We start from the raw sequence: 17720 nt of genomic DNA, 5'->3' as shown, positions 1-17720 counted from the left end.
CCTGGCCCAGACCTACGAACGCATCGAGGTCCTCGTGGTGGGTGACGCGTGCGACGAGGCGACCTCTCGTGCGGTCGAGAGCGTTGCCGACTCACGGATCCGGTTCGTCAACCTGCCTCGACGCGGCACGTATCCGCGTGATCCCCTGAACCTCTGGCGCGTGGCTGGCGTTCATCCCATGAACGCGGCCCTCACCTTGGCCCGCGGAGACTGGATCGCGCCGTGCGACGACGATGACGAATTCACCCCCACCCACGTCGAGGAGCTCCTGGCGACCGCGAAGCTGGGACGCCACGAAATGGTCCACAGCAAGGCGCTGCTCGCGTGCGAAGGAGGGGGTTGGCGGGTCGTAGGGCGTCCACGCCTTCGCGAAGGTTCCATCTCGCACGGCAGCGTCCTGTACAGCGCGGGCCTGCGCTTCTTCCGGATGAGCGACACCTGCTGGCGCCTGGGAGAACCCGCCGACTGGAACCTGTGGAAGCGGATGCGCGCGGCAGGTGTGCGCATCGGTTTCCACGACAACGTCACGTACCGGCACTACTGAGGAGCCGGCATGCGAGTCGTTGTGGTGGGTGCGGGCGGCCACGCACGGGAGATCCGCGACATCATCGACGAGCCGGGGCGTGAACCGGCGCTGACTCTGGTGGCGTTCTACGTCGAGGCTGCCTTCGAGGCGCAGGCAGCGGCCGACCCCCGGTTGAAGGGGACACCGGTGCTCTGCACATGGGCCGGCCCGGCCGCATACGTCTGTGGCGTCGGAAGCCCTCAGCTCAGGCGTCGCCTCGCCGCGGTTGCGGAAACGCGGGGGCTCACACCGGTGACCGTGGTGAGCACCTTCTCGAGAGTCGTGGAGCGCCTCGGTAGCGAGCTGGGGATCGTGGTCTTCCCCTTCGCCTTCGTCAGCAGCGGGGCGCGCGTCGGGCCGCACGTGCACATCAACGCCGGCGCGACGATCAGCCACGACGCCGATGTGGCGGAATTCTCCACGGTCGGCCCGGGAGCGCGGGTGACTGGTGGCGCCAGCGTCGGCGCAGGCGCCACCCTCGGCGCGGGCGCGGTGATCCTTCCCGGCCGAAGGGTCGGACGTGCAAGCGTGGTCGGCGCGGGGGCGGTCGTGACCCGCGACGTGCCCGACGGAGTGGTTGTGGCCGGGGTGCCGGCTCGCCCGATCTAAGCGTTCCGCGTGCGTCGTTCTCGCGGGGTCAACCGGCGTGGGACGCAGGACGCTAGCCTCGCGCCCGTCGGCAGACGGCCGCGATGGCGGCCGACTCCTCCTCGCTGAGATCATCGGCCATGGGCAGGCACACGATGCGCGCCGCAAGGTCCTCGGTGACGGGAAGCTCGCCGTCCACGTCGGCCCGGAACGCAGGTACGCGATGCATCGGCGGGTCGAAGTAGGCGCGTACTTGGACTCGGGAACGTTGGGCAAGGTCCAGCAAGGTGGCGCGGTGGTGGTGATCCGCGCACAGCATCGGCAGGAACTGAAACGTCGATCTCGCGTGACCCAGTTGCGGGCGAAGCCCGTACGAGCTCACCTCCTCCAACAGCTCAAGAGCCCGATTGCGCCGTTGGACCAGCTGCGTCGGGAACTCGTCCAGCACCGCCAGCCCGATGGCTCCGTGGATCTCCGAGAGCTTTGCGTTGATACCGACCTCGGCGCCGAGCCCGTGGTCCTCGTCAAAGCCGAAGTTGGACAACTGCCTCGACCGACGCACCACGTCGGAGTCAGGAGAGCAGATCAGCCCACCCTCTCCCACCGCGAAGGGCTTGGTGGCATGGAGGCTGTACACAGTCGCCGACCCCGTACGTCCCGACGGTGCGCAGCTGCCCAGCCCTGCCGCGGAGTCGAGCACGAGAGGAAGCGAATGATCGTCCAGCGCGTCGCGGATCTCAGATTCGCGATCGGGGGTCCACGGCGTCCCGAACGTCGTCGTGAGCAGCGCGCCGGCCAAGCGCTCATCGTTCCCTGCCGCCCGTAGCGACTGCGGTGACGGTTGCCAGTCGTCGGGGTCGACATCGACGAACTGAGGCCTGAAGCCTGACCACACGACTGCCGCGAGTGATCCGACGAACGTGAACGAGGGCACCAGGACTCGGTCACGACCGGCGCAGGGCTCACCCAGGACCGCTCGTAGCGCGACCATGAGCCCAAGCGTGGCGTTCCCGACGGAGCAGACCGGGAACCCGGACAGCAACTCACGGCTCACCCGTTGTTCGAACTCCGACACGCAAGGACCGAAGTTGCTGAACCAGCGCGCCTCCCGAGCCTGGGCGAAGTAGCTGTCGATCCGGGTCTGGCTGGGGATCCTGGGTCGCTGGAATCGGATCCCGCTCGACTCCTCCGACACCGGTGAACCGTACCTCTGGCGCTTCGGGATCCCGTGGAAGCGGCGTCAGATTGCCTCGAGCAGGTAGATGCGCCGGTAGGTCGACCCCCCGTCGAACAGGCGAGGCACGCCGCGACGACGCCACCGTCGCTCCAGGCGCGCGCAGACCCGGCGCGTGCCGGGCAGCTCCTCCGCCAGAACAGCCGAGGCCAGGAGAACGACATTCCCCGAGCCCACGACCCGAGAGATCCGCCATCCGGGCGGCAAGCCGTCGACCACCACGTCGACCGTCGGGTAGCGCTCCTGGCCCAGATGCTCCATCAACCAATCGGGGCTGGGTCGACGCAGCACGCCCAGGAGGCGGTCGAGGACGCTGTCCACCCGGCGGGCCGCGGAGCCAACCGGGAAGCCGATGATGACGGCCCCGCGACTGACGCGGCAGAGCTCCCTCACACTCGAGATCCGAATGGAGTCGGGGAGGTGCTCGACCATGTCCAAGCTCACGCAGCAGTCCACCGCGCCGTCGGTGAAGGGAAGCGCATCAGCGCTCGCGGCGACCAGCACCGGGCTGAAGCCCGCGACGGGCTGTGTCGGCGACGCAAAGGCCAGATCGGTCTGGATGATCTCGCCGGAGACGTACGCGCTCAGCCCGTGCCATCCGGAGCCGACGTCGAGGATCGTGCCTGGTGGACGTTGCTCCAGCAGCCGGACTACCGGCTGATAGCGCAGGAGCCAGTTCAACTGCACGCGCGCAGCATCCCAGACGTTCAGACGCTGACGCGCTCGGCCTCGAGCTCGTCGAGGACGGCGTACAGCAGGGCGAGCAGGACCGCCTTGACCGACTCCTTGTCCGTCGCGTCGCAGGCCAGCAGCGCCACCTCCGGCGCGAGCTCGAGCACCTCGCGCACGCGTGCCTCGACGTCGGGCTCCAGCGCCGAGGCACGGTTGAGGGCGACGACATAGGGGACCCGGGCCATCCGCCGGAACGCCGCGTGGATCCCGATGGCCTCGGCGAGGGAGTCCTCGCGCTCGGCGTCGATCATGAGGACGTACCCGAGCATCCCCTCGCCGAGGATCTCCCACATGAAGTCGAAACGGTCCTGCCCGGGCGTCCCGAACAGGTAGAGCACGAGGTCGCGGTCGATGGTGATCCGGCCGAAGTCCATCGCGACCGTGGTCTCGGCCTTGCGGGAGCGGGTCGAGTCGGTGATGCCCCGCTCGGTGGAGAGCACGGTGATCTCGCTGATGGTGCGGATCATGGTGGTCTTGCCCGCGGCGAACGGCCCCGTGACGACGATCTTCACGGCCTGGCCGCCGTGACGACGGCGGATCCTCCCGGTTGCCATGTCCGTTACAGCCCCCTCACTCCTGCGATGAGCCTCAGGAGGAGGCTGCGGTTGACACTGGGGTCGCGCTCGATGAGCGAGGACGACTGGGGCTCGGCGGCCACGGCGGCGCTGCCGTGCACGGCTGCCCGGGCGGGCATCGACGCCAGGCCAGCGGTCACGCGAGCACTCGACGGGAGGGGCTCCGGGTGCTCCGGCTGGCGTGACGGCAGGAACGGCTCGGCGCGCGGCGGTACGACGTCGCCGGGCACGTGGGCCCCACCCAGACGGGGCAGGGGGTGCTCGACGACAGTTTCGGCCGTCTCCGCCTGGTCGTCATCGCCAGGGCCGGGCAGCGGCTGCGGCTGGGCCTGGGCGACCACGCCGACGACTGGCTCCTCCGCCGGGGCGTCGAGGCGGGACAGGGCGAGGGTCAGCAGCGGAGGGACGGGCTCCTCCGAGGCGAGCTGGGCGAGTGCCGGCTCGGGTGCGACGCGCTCGTCCCCCGCCCTGGGGGTCGGCTCCGGGTCGACGTCCCAGCCGGACATCGGAGCGACCGGGGTGAAGGGGCTGTGCTCGGACGGCCCAGCGGCCGCGCCGGCCGGCTCGGGCGCGTCGTCGGGCTCCAGCGCCGGCTCGGGTGCGGGTTCGGGTGCTGGCTCGGGCTCCTCGGCCCGGGCGGGAGCGGGGACCGGCTGCGCCAGGACGGGCTCGGCGACCACGGGGGCAGCCTCGGCGGCGGGCGGGGCCGGCCGTGCCGCCACCTCACCCACCTGCGAGGTCGCGGGTGCGGGCGAGTCGAGGTCGCCCGCGCGCGCGGCCTCCAGCGGCGCGAGCAGGGACAGCAGAGACTCCATGTCCGCGACGGGGTCCGAGGCGCCACGGGCGTGGAGGAGCCCGCGGCGCAGCAGCTCGGCGAGGGTGGAGACGACCGAGAACTGGCCGCGGCCGGTCAGGGCGACGATGCTCCCGACGGAACGGCGGCCGTCCACGAGCGCGAGCAGCGCCCACTCCTCGGCGCTGAGCACCGTCTGGGGCTCGGGGGCCACCGGGTTCAGTGCGAGGACCACGTCGGGCGAGGGGAGCACCTCGGACAGCGACTCCCACGCGCTCGCGCGGCCCCGGGCCTCGGCCACGAGGGCGTCGGGGGCAAGGAGGACCCCGACGTCGTCGGGGTTGGCTCCGTCGACGAGGGCGAAGTCCCCGGTCGTCCAGCGCAGCAGCTCGCTGACCGCGTCGCCGACCTGGGCGATGACCGCCGCGCGCAGCACCTCGGCGTCGACGGCACCAGCGTCGAGCAACGCCCGGGCGACGCCGACCTGCCCGTCGGCCGCCCGCTCGGCGGCCGCACGGACCGCGTCGGCATCGGCCAAACCCATGCCCACGACGCGACGGGCTAGTGCCTGGTGGGCGACGTCGGAGGTGGCCCCGGTGACCGATCCCTCGAGGAACCAGACGACGCCCTCGCCACGCCCATTGCGCAACCTCAGCCCGCCGGACTTCTTCGTGAAGCTCAGCAGCTGGAAGATGTCCGGGAGGCTGAACGCGTCGAGTGAGCCCTCGAACTTCACGTCAGCTCCGTCGTGTCGTGGGTGTGGGTGGTGCGGGAGGGGGGCAGGTCAGCTCCAGGGGTCGAGCCCCTGCGAGCTGGGCGCGCTCAGCGAGCCGCCGGGGGTGAAGGTCGCCCAGCTGCCGAGCTCGCCGGAAGGCGCCGGGACGGGCTGGGCAGCGGGCTGGTCCTGGTAGGTCCCGACCGGCGGCACCTCGCCCACCGGCAACGGGTCGTCATCGTCGACGTCCGCGTCGTCGGCGGGCTGCCCGTTGTAGGTCGGGTACGTCGGAGTCTCGTGCAGGTTCGAGTAGGACGGGGTGTGCACCGGCGGGCCGTACGACGGCACGACCGGGACCGCCTCTGCCTCGGCGACCGGCTCCTCCACGACGGGTGCGGCGACGAACACCGGCTCGACGGGCTGCGCGGGGGCCGAGGCGAAGGTCGGCTCCACGGGCGACTCCACGGCCGGGGCCGCGACGAACACCGGCTCCTCCGCCGGGGACTCCACAGCGGGTGCCTCGACGACTGGTGCCTCGACGACTGGTGCCTCGACGACCGGGGTCGCGACGGCCGCGGTCTCGTGGGCCGGCTCGGGCTCGTGCCCGGCGACGTGCACGGGCATCGGCGCGACGACCTCGCGGCTGACGTATCCGTGGGCGGGCTCGGGGAGGTCCTCGTGGCGCAGCGTCTCCGCGACCGCCAGGGCGCCGCGACGCACCTCGAACAGCAGCAGGCCGACCTTGGCACCGTGCGAGCCGACCGCGACGAGGACCGCCTCGTCGTCGGCGGACACGAGGAAGACCGTGCCCTCCTCGCCCTCGACGTACACCTGGTTCAGCGAGCCACGGCCGAGTCCCTGTGATGCCCGCTCACCGAGGGAGAGCAGTGCGGCGCTCATCGCGGCCACCCGGTCCTCGTCGAAGCCGTGGGGCAGCGCGGAGGCCATGGGCAGCCCGTCGAAGGAGACGACGGCAGCGGCCTGCAGCTCCGGGCAACGACGGAGCAGGTCGTTGAGGACACGGTCCAGGCGGGTCGAGCTGCCCGGCACGGCGTGGACGTCCGACATCGTGGGAACCCTCCGTAGCGGGCATCTGGCGGTGCCCTCCAGACCCCATCGGCGTGAGGGGGTGGTTCCTTGAACCGGATGGACAGCACCGAGGGGCTCGTCACCCCGCCTCAGCTCAGCGGCCGAGGGCCGCCCGCAGCACGGCCACGTCGACGTCTCGGCCGGTCATCAGCCTGACCTGGCCGACGGCCTGGTGAACGAGCAGGTCGAGCCCCGAGACGACCACGCCGGCGGCCTCGCGCCAGGCTTCGCCGAGCCGGGTCGGCCACGGTGCGTAGACCACGTCGAGGAGGGCGCCCGGCCCCTCCGGCACCTGCCCCGCAAGGGCGTCCGCCACGCCGGCGGGCACGGTCGAGACCACCAGAGGCGCCCGCAGCGCCCGGGTCGCCTCGTCCCAGCCGAGGGCGCGTACGGCGGTCCCCAGCCGCTCGGCGACCGCGTGCAACGGAGCCGCCGCCTCCGGGCGCCTCGCGACGACCGTGATCCGGGGCACGGACCACAGGCCCAGCGCGGCCACGGCGCTCGCCGCCGTGGCCCCGCTCCCGAGCACCGTCGCCTCGGCGACATCCCGCAGCCCGCGCTCCGCGAGCGCCGCCTGCATGCCCGTGACGTCGGTGTTCGCGCCCAGGCGTCGGCCGTCGCGCCAGACCAGGGTGTTGGCCGCCCCGACGAGCGACACGAGGTCCTCGGCCGTGTCGAGCAGCGGGAGCACGGCGTGCTTGAGCGGCATCGTGAGCGACAGCCCGACCCACTCCGGGCCGCGCCCGACGACGAACGCGGGCAACATCTCCGCCGTGACGTCGACGGCGTCGTAGGTCCAGTCGAGCCCGAGCTCGCGGTAGGCGGCGCGGTGCAGGACCGGTGAGAGGGAGTGCGCGATCGGGTGCCCGAGCACCGCCGCGCGGCGGGGCCCGGTCACGAATTGCTCTTGTACTCCTGCTTGTACTGCAGGAACTTCTGGTAGCTGTTGGTGAACTTCGTCTCCCCCGTCGTCGGGTTCACCGTCACGTAGTAGAGCCAGTCGCCCGTCGCCGGGTGCAGCACGGCGTGCAGCGCGGCCTCACCCGGGTTGTCGATCGGCGTCGGTGGCAGTCCCTTGTGCAGATAGGTGTTGTAGGGGGTGTCCACCTTGGTGTCCGCGGTGCTCACCGGCCCGCCCGCGCGCCCGAGGCCGTACAGGACTGTGGTGTCCAGCTGCAGCGGCATGCCCGCGGCGATGCGGTTGTCGATGACCCGCGCGACCTTCGCGAAGTCCTTCGGCTTGACCTCAGCCTGCACGAGGCTGGCGATGATCAGCGCCTGGTAGGGGGTCAGGTGCTGCGCCTTCGCCGCGCTGACGAGGTCGACGTCGGAGGCGGCCTGGCGCCACCGGGCGACCATCACCCTGAGCTGCTCCCTGGGCGTCGTCGAGGGGTCGACGTTGTAGGTCGCCGGGAAGAGGAAGCCCTCGAGCTGGTCGTTCGCGTACGGCGGCAGGCCGAGCGTGCCGGTCTTCGCGGCCGCGGCGGCCAGCTGGGCCTGGTTCAGGCCTCCCTTCGACGCGAGCAGCGCGAGCACCTGCTTCGTGGGCGTCCCCTCGGGGATGACCACACGGGCGGTGACCCTGGCGGTGGGGTCGAGCAGCACGTCCAGGGCCGCCGAGGAGGACATGTGCTCGCGCATGCGGTAGGTCCCGGGCTGGATCCGGCGGACGCGGTCGTCGTTGGCGGTGATGGCCAGGAACGTCGAGGCGCTTCGGATCACCCCGTCGGCCTGCAGGGTCTGCGCGATCTGCTCTGTGGTCGCGTCGGGGGCCACCCGTACGTCCACCTGCCCGGTCCCGTCGCCGGAGTAGTCGTTGGCGTTGCCCGACCCGATGAGGCGTAGCCCGAAGATCAGCAGGCCGGCGAGCAGCACCGCCACGACGACGAAGGCGAGCAGCACCGCCACGATCGCCCCGAAGCGCCCGCGCTTGGTCTGCCCCTCCGGCGCCATCTGCAGCCCGAGCTGGCTCACCGCCCGATCACGCTCCTCCTCCGACCGCCTCGCCGGGGGGGCGCCCGGTGGCGCGCTCCGCGTCGAGTGCCGCTTGAAGGATGATGACAGCCGCGGCCTGGTCCCGAAGAATCCGGCCGCGCCGCGTGTCGAGCCCCGCGGCCCGCAGGTCCCGGGACGCCGACACGGTGCTCAGCCGCTCGTCGACCAGCCGCACCGGGACGGGCGCCACCCGGCAGGCCAGCTCGGCGGCGTAGCCGCGGGCGGCCTCCGCCGCCTGGCCCTCGGCGCCCGACAGGTGCAGCGGCAGCCCGACGACGACCTCGACGGCGCCCTCCTCGGCGACCAGGGCCGCCAGCTCGTCGAGGTCTCCGGTCCCGCCCTCACGGCGGGTCAGGGTGGCCAGCGGGGTGGCGAGCAGCCCGGCGGGGTCGCAGCGCGCCACTCCGACGCGGACGCTGCCGACGTCGACCCCGAGCCGTACGCCCGGGCGTAGCGTCACGCCCGCACCGTCGACCGCACCGCGTCGTCGACGGCCGCGAGCGCGGCCGGGATCCCCGCCGGGGACGTACCCCCGCCCTGCGCGACGTCGTCCTTGCCCCCGCCGCGCCCGTCGACGTGGGCGAGCAGCGCCTGCAGCAGGGTCCGGGCGCTGACCCCGCGCTCGACCGCCGCCGGGGTGCTCACGACCAGCGCCGAGACCTTGCCGTCCGCGGCCGCCAGCCCGGCCACGAGCGCCGCGCTGCCCTGGGGGACGCGCCCCCGCGCGTCGAGGACGATCTGGCGAAGCGCCCCCGCGTCAGTCCCTTCCGGTGCCGCGAAGGCCTGGACCGCGATCCCGGCGACGTCGCGGGCGGGCCCCACCAGGCGGTCGACGTCGGCGAGCAGCTGGGCGCGCCGCAGGCGCTCAAGGTCGCGCTCGGCCTCCCTCAGCCGCGCGACGATCGACTCGACGCGCTCGGGCAGCTCCTCCGGGCGGGCCTTGAGTGCCTCGGACAGGCGCGACACGAGGACGTGCTCGCGGGCGAGGAACCGGTAGGCGTCGGCGCCGACGAGCGCCTCGATGCGCCGTACGCCGGCCCCGATCGAGGACTCCCCCACGATCTTGACCACGCCGAGCTGACCGGTCCGGTGGGTGTGCGTCCCGCCGCACAGCTCGCGGGCCCAGTCACCGACCGAGACGACGCGCACGCGCTCGCCGTACTTCTCCCCGAACAGGGCCATGGCCCCGATGGCCCGCGCCTGCTCCTGGGTCATCTGCTCGGCGGTCACGGCCAGGTCGTCGAGCAGCACGTCGTTGACCCGGGCCTCGACGTCGCCGAGCACGCTGGGCGGCACCGCCGCCGGGTTCGGGAAGTCGAAGCGCAGCCGGCCCGGGGAGTTCTCCGAGCCCATCTGGGTCGCCGTCTCGCCGAGCGCCTCGCGGAAGGCCTTGTGGACCATGTGGGTGGCCGTGTGCGCGCGGCTGATCGCGAGCCGGCGCTCGAGGTCGACGACGGCCTCGGCCAGCTGGCCCCGACGTACCTCGCCCCCGGCGACGCGGGCACGGTGGACCGACAGCCCCGGGAGGGGGGCTTGCACGTCCAGGACCTCCAGCACCGTCCCGTTGTCCAGCTCGATGCGGCCGGTGTCACCCAGCTGGCCCCCGCCCTCGGCATAGAAGGGAGTGCGGTCGAGCACGACCTCGACCTCCTGCCCCTCGCGGGCGTACTCGGCCGGCTCGCCGTCGACCACAAGGCCGGCGACGGTCGCGTCCGCGGTGGTCTGCTCGTAGCCGAGGAAGGTGGTGGGCCCGCTGCGATCGCCGACCGCGCGGTACGCCGAGACGTCGGCGTGCCCCGTCTTCTTGGCCTGCGCGTCGGCCTTGGCGCGCCGGCGCTGCTCGGCCATCAGCCGGCGGAAGCCCTCCTCGTCCACCGTGAGCCCGGCCTCGCCCGCCATCTCCAAGGTCAGGTCGATCGGGAAGCCGTAGGTGTCGTGGAGCCGGAACGCCTCCTCGCCGGGCACCGTCAGGCCGCCGCCGAGCGAGGAGGTGATCGCGCTGAAGTGCTGCTCCCCGGCGCGCAGGGTGTGCCGGAAGGACTCCTCCTCCGCGTAGGTCACCGTGGTGATCCGCTCCCAGTCGGACTCCAACTCGGGATAGGAGGCCTTCATCCGCTCCAGGCTCACCGGCAGCAGCTCGGGCAGCACCGGCTCGTCGACCCCGAGCAGGCGCATGCTGCGCACGACGCGGCGGAGCATGCGGCGCAGCACGTACCCCCGGCCCTCGTTGCCCGGGGTCACGCCGTCGCCGGCGAGCATCAGCCCGGTGCGCACGTGGTCGGCGACGACGCGCAGGCGGACGTCGTCGTCGTGATCGCGCCCGTAGGTCTTCCCGGCGAGCTCGGCGGCCCGGTCGAGCACCGGGCGCACCTCGTCGATCTCGTAGAGGTTGTCGACGCCCTGCAGGATGCTCGCGATGCGCTCGAGGCCCATCCCGGTGTCGATGTTCTGGGCCGGCAGCGGGCCGAGGACGTCGAAGTCCTCCTTGCTACGGACGTGGCTGAGCTCCTCCTGCATGAACACGAGGTTCCAGAACTCCAGGAAGCGGTCCTCGTCGACGTCCGGCCCGCCCTCGGGGCCGTACTCCGGGCCGCGGTCGAGGTAGATCTCGCTGCACGGCCCGCCCGGACCGGGCACCCCCATGTTCCAGTAGTTGTCCTTCTTGCCCCGGCGCACGATCCGCTCGATCGGCAGGCCCGCGACCTTCTGCCACAGCGCGATGGCCTCCTCGTCGTCGAGGTAGACCGTCACCCACAGCTTGTCCTCCGGCAGCCCGAAGCCGCCCTCGGACTGCGGCCGCGTCACCAGGTCCCAGGCGTAGGTGATCGCGCCTTCCTTGAAGTAGTCGCCGAAGGAGAAGTTGCCGTTCATCTGGAAGAACGTGCCGTGGCGGCTGGTCTTGCCGACCTCGTCGATGTCCTGGGTCCGCACGCACTTCTGGACACTCGTCGCCCGCGGCCAGGGCGGTGCCTGCTGGCCGAGGAAGTAGGGCTTGAACGGCACCATCCCGGCGTTGACGAACAGCAGGTTCGGGTCGTCGAGCAGGAGGGACGCCGAGGGCACGACCACGTGTCCGCGCTCGCCGAAGAAGCGCAGCCAGCGGCGCCGGATCTCAGCCGTCTCCATGGCGGGGACCTTACCTGGCCGCACCTCTTCCCCCGATGGCGCGGAATGCTCGCCCGATGGCGCGGAATGCTCGCCCGATTGCGCGGAATGCTCGCCCGATTGAGCGGAATGGGAGGCCTCAGCCCGGCTCGTCCCCCTCGATTCCGCGCAATCGGCCACGTCAGCGAGCGGCATCCACAGGCGCTGCCTCCCAACGCGGAGGGATCCTCGCCTGTGGACGGCGCATCAACCGCCCTCGACAGGCCCAGCATGACGGTCATGACGTCACTCGCCTGGCGGGTCAGCCAGCGGCCGGACGGGGCGCGGGCGCTCCACGGCATCCGCCTCCAGCCGAATCTTGACGCCCGGGACCCAAAGGTCCGTGCGCACGTAGCCGCGGCGGCGTTGCCCAAGGGCGCGGCGCTCGGGTCGTGGGCGGCGGCCACGCTGCTGGGGGTGCCCGAGACCTGGGTGGACGGGCGCACGAGCCGGGGGGAACTCGCACCGGTCCCGGTGACCGTCGCCCGACCGGGACGGCCGTACGTTCGGCGCGGTCTCCAGGTCATCCAAGCCGAGCTCGAACCCGAGGACGTGATCGAGGTCGACGGGGTTCCTCTGACCAGCGGCGTCCGAACAGCCTTCGACCAGATGCGGGGGGCCGCAACTCTCGGCGACGCGGTCGCCGCCGGGGATGCCGCGCTGAGATTCGGGTTGACCACGGTCGAGGAGCTCGGCGCGTACGTCGCCGAGCGCCCCCGCTGGCGCGGCGTCCCGCGGGCGAGGGCCGCGTTGCCCCTGCTCGACGGGAGGACGGAGAGCCCACCGGAGAGCGTCTTCCGAACGATCTGGGTCAGGAGCAGGCTGGGCATGCCCGAGCCCCAAGTGGTCGTTCTCGACCGAGGTGGCGCATTCATCGCCCGTATGGACCTGGTGGACCGAGAAGCCGGCGTGGGCGGTGAATATCAGGGGGCGGCCCATCGGGAGGGTGAGCGGCCCCGGGCGGACACCCAGCGGTTTCGCGCGCTCGACGCCGCGGGGATGGAGACAGCGGCCATCTGGGCGGAGGACCTGCGCGATCCGCGGCTGATCCGTGAGGGTCTGCTCGCGGCGTACCGCCGCGCCCGGCGTCGTCCGTCCGAGGAGAGGACCTACGTCCTGCGCTCGACACCGCACCCGACCCCACGCGGTCGCGGGCGCCCCTGACCTGCGGGCTCGCCTCGGCCCTCCCACGCCGCCGATTCCGCGCAATCAGGACCACCAGCGGGCCCGTACCCCGCCGATTCCGCTCAATCAACGCCACCCCCGCCCTGGCGCCGGCCCTCCGAGCCACGCACCCCGCCGATTCCGCTCAATCGGCACGGTCCACCTCCGGCGCCCCGCCGATTCCGCGCAATCAGGACCACCAGCGGCCGCCGGCCCGACTGATCCGCTCAGTCGGCGTGGGGAGCGGGCGGGGGTGGGTCGGTCCCGCGCAGGATCGCGCGCAGCCGCTCGACGCGCTCGGCGTACGCGGCCTCGGCCCCGTGCCGCCCCGGCTCGTAGTACTCGCGACCGACGAGGACGTCGGGGGCGTACTGCTGGGGCACCACGCCGCGCGGGTCGTCATGGGCGTACCGGTAGCCCTTGCCGTGGCCCAGCCGTGCCGCGCCGGGGTAGCTGGCGTCGCGCAGGTGGACGGGCACCGGTCCGACCCGCCCCGCGCGTACGTCCTCGACGGCGGCGTTGATCGCCCGGTAGACGGCGTTGGACTTCGGCGCCAGGGCGAGGTGGACGACCGCCTGGGCCAGCGGGATCCGGCCCTCCGGCAGCCCGATGAAGGCGACCGCGTCCATCGCGGCGATGGCCAGCGGCAGTGCGGTGGGGTCGGCCATCCCGACGTCCTCGCTGGCCGAGATGACCAGGCGCCGCGCGATGAACCGCAGGTCCTCCCCGGCCTCCACCATCCGGGCGAGGTAGTGCAGCGCCGCGTCCACGTCGCTGCCACGGATGCTCTTGATGAGCGCGCTCGTGATGTCGTAGTGCTGGTCACCGTCGCGGTCATAGCGCGCCGCCGCGCGGTCCACGGCCACCTCGACGTCGGCGACCGTGACGGTGGGTACGACGCCCGGGGTACGCGCTGCCGCGGTACCAGCCGCCGCCTCGAGGGCCGTCAGGGCCCACCGCGCGTCGCCTCCGGCGAGACGTACCAGCTGCTCCAGCGCGTCGTCGTGAACGGTGACCGCGCCGGCCAGGCCCCGCGGGTCGGTGAGGGCGCGGTCGAGCAGCGCGCGGACGTCGGACTCGCCGAGCGGCCGCAGCGTGAGCAGCACGCTGCGCGACAGCAGCGGCCCCACGATCGCGAAGTGCGGGTTCTCGGTGGTGGCGGCGACCAGGGTGACCCAGCGGTTCTCGACCGCCGGGAGCAGCGCGTCCTGCTGGGTCTTGGAGAAGCGGTGCACCTCGTCGACGAACAGCACGGTCTCCCGCCCCCCGGCGCCGAGGCGGCGGCGGGCGTCGTCGATGACGGCGCGGACGTCCTTGACCCCGGCGCTGACCGCGGACAGCTCGACGAACTCCCGCCGGGTGGCCCGGGCTACCAGATAGGCGAGGGTGGTCTTGCCCGTCCCGGGCGGCCCCCAGAGCAGCAACGAGACCGGGGCCGCTCCCTCGGACCCCTCCACCAGCCGACGCAACGGCGAGCCTGGCGCGAGGAGGTGGTCCTGGCCGACGACCTCGTCGAGGGAGGCCGGCCGCATGCGGACCGCGAGCGGCGCCCGGCCGGCCGCGACCTCGTCACCGGCGGAGGTGAAGAGGTCGTCGGTCATCGGCTCACCCTGTCATGCCTCGACAAGGCCCCTTTGCGAAGTGCATGACACGTCACTCGGTCGCGTACGGGTCGGCGTCGATCCCGGCCTCGGTGCGCTGCTGAGCGGTGATGGGAGTCGGCGCCCCGGTGAGCGGGTCCTCGCCGCCCCCCGTCTTGGGGAAGGCGATGACCTCGCGCAGCGACGACGCCCCCGACAGCAGCATGCAGACGCGGTCCCAGCCGAAGGCGATCCCCCCGTGCGGGGGCGGGCCGTACTGGAACGCGTCGAGCAGGAAGCCGAACTTCTCCTGCGCCTCCTCGGCCTCGATGCCCAGGGTCTGGAAGACGCGGCGCTGGACGTCGGCCCGATGGATACGGATCGACCCGCCGCCGATCTCGTTGCCGTTGCAGACGATGTCGTACGCCCACGCCAGCGCCTCGCCCGGCGAGCGGTCGAAGTCCTCCGCCCACTGGGCGTTGGGCGCGGTGAACGGATGGTGCACCGCCGACCAGCGCCCCTCGTCGGCGTCCCACTCGAACATCGGGGCGTCGACGACCCAGACGAAGCACCACTGGGACTCATCGATCAGGCCGAGCCGGCGTCCCACCTCGAGGCGCGCGGATCCGAGCAGCGCCTGCGAGGGCGCCCGCTCGCCCGCCGCGAAGAACACGCAGTCCCCCGGGTTGGCGCCGACGTGCGCCGCGAGCCCGTCCCGCTCGGCGTCGCTGAGGTTCTTGGCGACCGGCCCGCCGAGCTCCCCGTCCTCGGCGATCAGCACGTACGCCAGCCCGCGCGCGCCGCGCTGCTTGGCCCACTCCTGCCAGGCGTCCAGCTGCTTGCGCGGCTGCCCTGCCCCGCCGGGCATCACCACCGCACCGACGTAGGGCGCCTGGAACACCCGGAAGGAGGTGTCGCGGAAGTACTCCGTGCAGTCCACCAGCTCCAGGCCGAAGCGAAGGTCGGGCTTGTCGCTGCCGTAGGAGGCCATCGCCTCGGCGTAGGTCATCCGTCGGATCGGCGTCTTCACCTCGTGGCCGACGAGCGCCCACAGGGCCTTCACGACGGCTTCACCGATCTCGATGACGTCGTCCTGCTCGACGAAGGACATTTCGATGTCGAGCTGGGTGAACTCCGGCTGCCGGTCGGCGCGGAAGTCCTCGTCGCGGTAGCAGCGCGCGATCTGGAAGTAGCGCTCCAGCCCGGCCACCATGAGCAGCTGCTTGAACAGCTGCGGACTCTGCGGGAGGGCGTACCAGTGGCCCGGGCGCAGCCGCACCGGGACGAGGAAGTCCCGTGCACCCTCGGGGGTGGAGCGGGTCAGCGTCGGGGTCTCGACCTCGACGAAGCGACGGTCGAGGAGGACGTCGCGAGCGGCCCGGTTGACCTCCGAGCGCAGTCGCAGCGCCGCCGCCGGCCCCGGCCGGCGCAGGTCGAGGTAGCGGTGCTTGAGCCGCGCCTCCTCGCCGACGCTGACGTGCTCGTCGATCTGGAACGGCAGCGGTGCCGCCTCGCTGAGCACCTCGAGGACGTCGGTGACCACCTCGACGTCGCCGGTCGGCAGGTCGGGGTTCTCGTTGCCGGCCGGGCGGGCCGACACCTCGCCGGTGACGCGCACGCAGTACTCCGCGCGAAGCTCGTGGGCGACCTCGGGGTCGCGCACGACCACCTGCACCACCCCGGAGGCGTCGCGCACGTCCAGGAACGCCACGCCGCCGTGGTCTCGCCGCCGGGCCACCCAGCCGGCGAGGGTGACGGTCTGGCCGGCGTGCTCGGCACGCAGGGTGCCGGCCTCGTGGGTGCGCAGCACGGAGGATCCTTCGGTGTCGGTCAGCGGCCTGCCGGGGCGCCGGCGGCCCCGCCATGCTACGGAGGGCTCGCCGAGCGGCGCCAAGGCGTTCCGGGGGGCCTTCCCGGCTCGATTGAGCGGAATCGGAGCCTCCGCCCTTCCCGGATGGCCCGATTCCGCTCAATCCGGCGTCACCATCGGCGGACGAGGCCTAGTCGGAAGGCCTCACACCGGGACCGGCGGGCAGGCTCCCGGCGGGGAACTCGCGGTCGTCGGGGTCGCGGATCCCGGGCTCACCCCCCGCGAAGCCGTGTCGCTGCAGCAGCGGAGCGACCCGGGCGGCGAGCGCCCGCCGATACGATGGCGCGGCGTTCGCCCCGCGGGCGTACAGCGCCTGGTAGCGCCCGACGAGCCCGGGGCGCTCCCGTGCCAGCCAGGCGAAGAACCACTCGCGCGCCCCCGGGCGCAGGTGCAGCGGCAGAACCATCACGCCGGTCGCTCCCGCATCCTCGAGCGCGTCCAGCGCCCGCTCGAGGTGGTCGGTGGAATCGGTCAGCCAGGGCAGCACCGGGGCCAGCATGACGCCGCAGGGAAGCCCGGCATCGCGGATGGCCCGTACGAGCGCCAGCCGCGCCCGCGGCGAGGGGGTCCCCGGCTCGAGGGCCGCGTGCAGCGCCTCGTCGTGGATGGCGAGGGACACCCCGAGCCCCAGCGGCACCTCGCGCGCGGCCGACGCCAGCAGCGGCAGGTCGCGTCGCAGCAGGGTCCCCTTCGTGAGGATGCTCAACGGCGTCCCGGAGCCGGCGAGGGCCCGCACGATCCCCGGCATGAGGGCGTAGCGCCCCTCCGCCCGCTGGTAGGGGTCGGTGTTCGTCCCGAGCGCGACGTGCTCGCGCCGCCAGCTCGGCCGGGCGACCTCGCGGGCCAGCACCTCCGCCACGTTGACCTTGACGACGATCTCCCGGTCGAACCCCTCCCCGCTGTCCAGCTCCAGCCACGAGTGCGACCCGCGGGCGTAGCAGTTGTGACTGATGACTCCGTCCGCAACGAAGTCCCCGGTTCCGGTCGTGATGTCGAACATCGGCAGGTCGACGCCGAGCGGCTGGATGGCGACGACCCGGCGGGCCGCAGATGGCACGCCGTGGCCGAATCCGACAAGTACGTCGTTGGTGGTCAGGTGGGGTCGCCGACCGGATCCGCTCCCCGACCCGAGCACGTGCTTCCAGCCACGGTGTGTCAGGAACCGATGGTCAGGACTGGCCTGCAAGGTCGTACCGTCCGCGAGCGTGACACCAACCGCTGGTTTGGTCGTCTGCCAGTGCGCCAGGACCGCCGTCTCCGTCCAGCGTCGATACCGGCCTCTCATGACGGTCCCGACGATGCGATCCCCGACAGCGATGTCGGCCAGCCGTCGGGTCGAGAGGTCGGCCATCAGGATCGGCGTCTCGCCGTCCAGGCAGTACACGCAGGCGTGGGCGCATCCCCGGTAGGGGTTGACGGTCCATCGGAAGGGCATTCGGGAGGCGGCGGGTACGGCGTTCAGCGCGCTGCGCGCCACGACCTCGTGGAAGCGCACCCCGGGCATCTCCCGGGGCGAGACCGTCCGCAGCACCCCGCGGCGGCGCCCGAGCCCGGGCAGGGCGGCGTCGTCCTGCGCATCGAGGACCTGCTGCTCCCAGCGCATGCCTCATTCGAACATACGTTCGCCTCCGCCACCACCCTCCACGGCTCGATTGAGCGGAATCGAGGCCCCCGCG

General features: G+C 72.6%; 15 protein-coding genes. 3 read left to right on the top strand and 12 right to left on the bottom strand.

Annotated features, from left to right (window positions below):
* The coding region (locus tag VMI11_10355; protein HTY72807.1) for a glycosyltransferase at nucleotides 1-544 on the top strand (544 nt) is incomplete at its 5' end.
* A gap of 9 nt (nucleotides 545-553) precedes the next feature.
* Nucleotides 554-1174, top strand: coding sequence for an acyltransferase (locus tag VMI11_10350; protein HTY72806.1), 621 nt, complete (start codon nucleotides 554-556; stop codon nucleotides 1172-1174).
* A 52-nt stretch (nucleotides 1175-1226) separates the two neighbouring features.
* On the opposite strand, the gene VMI11_10345 is transcribed toward VMI11_10350, so the two are convergent.
* The 9 genes from VMI11_10345 to alaS form a co-directional block, all read right to left on the bottom strand.
* Complete coding sequence (locus VMI11_10345; protein HTY72805.1) at nucleotides 1227-2348, bottom strand: DegT/DnrJ/EryC1/StrS aminotransferase family protein; 1122 nt, start codon at nucleotides 2346-2348, stop codon at nucleotides 1227-1229.
* Between the two features lie 45 nt (nucleotides 2349-2393).
* Nucleotides 2394-3074: a methyltransferase domain-containing protein gene (locus VMI11_10340; GenBank protein ID HTY72804.1), complete on the bottom strand. Its 681-nt coding sequence runs from the start codon at nucleotides 3072-3074 to the stop codon at nucleotides 2394-2396.
* Nucleotides 3075-3094: 20 nt separating this feature from the next.
* On the bottom strand, nucleotides 3095-3673 hold the full coding sequence (locus VMI11_10335; protein ID HTY72803.1) for an ATP/GTP-binding protein: 579 nt from the start codon (nucleotides 3671-3673) through the stop codon (nucleotides 3095-3097).
* Between the two features lie 5 nt (nucleotides 3674-3678).
* A complete protein-coding gene (locus VMI11_10330) occupies nucleotides 3679-5223 on the bottom strand; it encodes a DUF4388 domain-containing protein (GenBank protein ID HTY72802.1) in 1545 nt (514 codons plus the stop codon).
* Between the two features lie 48 nt (nucleotides 5224-5271).
* Nucleotides 5272-6270 (bottom strand): roadblock/LC7 domain-containing protein, encoded by a 999-nt coding sequence (locus tag VMI11_10325; GenBank protein HTY72801.1) that lies wholly within the window; start codon nucleotides 6268-6270, stop codon nucleotides 5272-5274.
* Nucleotides 6271-6385: 115 nt separating this feature from the next.
* Nucleotides 6386-7189, bottom strand: coding sequence for a shikimate dehydrogenase (locus tag VMI11_10320; protein ID HTY72800.1), 804 nt, complete (start codon nucleotides 7187-7189; stop codon nucleotides 6386-6388).
* A complete protein-coding gene (gene mltG, locus VMI11_10315; GenBank protein ID HTY72799.1) occupies nucleotides 7186-8265 on the bottom strand; it encodes an endolytic transglycosylase MltG in 1080 nt (359 codons plus the stop codon). The genes VMI11_10320 and mltG overlap by 4 nt, the downstream gene beginning before the upstream one ends.
* A gap of 7 nt (nucleotides 8266-8272) precedes the next feature.
* Nucleotides 8273-8746: a Holliday junction resolvase RuvX gene (ruvX, locus tag VMI11_10310; protein ID HTY72798.1), complete on the bottom strand. Its 474-nt coding sequence runs from the start codon at nucleotides 8744-8746 to the stop codon at nucleotides 8273-8275.
* Nucleotides 8743-11412, bottom strand: a complete 2670-nt coding sequence (alaS, locus tag VMI11_10305) for an alanine--tRNA ligase (GenBank protein ID HTY72797.1) — start codon at nucleotides 11410-11412, stop codon at nucleotides 8743-8745. Before alaS ends, ruvX begins: the two co-directional genes overlap by 4 nt.
* A 258-nt stretch (nucleotides 11413-11670) precedes the next feature.
* On the opposite strand from alaS, the gene VMI11_10300 reads away from it, so the two are divergent.
* Nucleotides 11671-12594, top strand: a complete 924-nt coding sequence (locus VMI11_10300; GenBank protein ID HTY72796.1) for a hypothetical protein — start codon at nucleotides 11671-11673, stop codon at nucleotides 12592-12594.
* Nucleotides 12595-12821: 227 nt separating this feature from the next.
* Here VMI11_10300 and VMI11_10295 read toward each other — a convergent pair whose 3' ends face one another.
* The 3 genes from VMI11_10295 to VMI11_10285 form a co-directional block, all read right to left on the bottom strand.
* Entirely contained in the window at nucleotides 12822-14195 is a 1374-nt protein-coding gene (locus VMI11_10295) for a replication-associated recombination protein A (protein ID HTY72795.1), read from the bottom strand.
* Between the two features lie 52 nt (nucleotides 14196-14247).
* Nucleotides 14248-15984, bottom strand: a complete 1737-nt coding sequence (gene aspS, locus VMI11_10290) for an aspartate--tRNA ligase (protein HTY72794.1) — start codon at nucleotides 15982-15984, stop codon at nucleotides 14248-14250.
* Between the two features lie 190 nt (nucleotides 15985-16174).
* Nucleotides 16175-17647, bottom strand: a complete 1473-nt coding sequence (locus VMI11_10285) for an Rv2578c family radical SAM protein (protein HTY72793.1) — start codon at nucleotides 17645-17647, stop codon at nucleotides 16175-16177.
* Nucleotides 17648-17720: the final 73 nt, after the last annotated feature.

The sequence above is a fragment of the Actinomycetes bacterium genome, assembly GCA_035506535.1.
In the GTDB taxonomy this organism is placed as follows: domain Bacteria; phylum Actinomycetota; class Actinomycetes; order DATJPE01; family DATJPE01; genus DATJPE01.
Note: the sequence above shows the minus strand (reverse complement) of the source record. Positions and strands in the feature narration are given on the sequence as shown.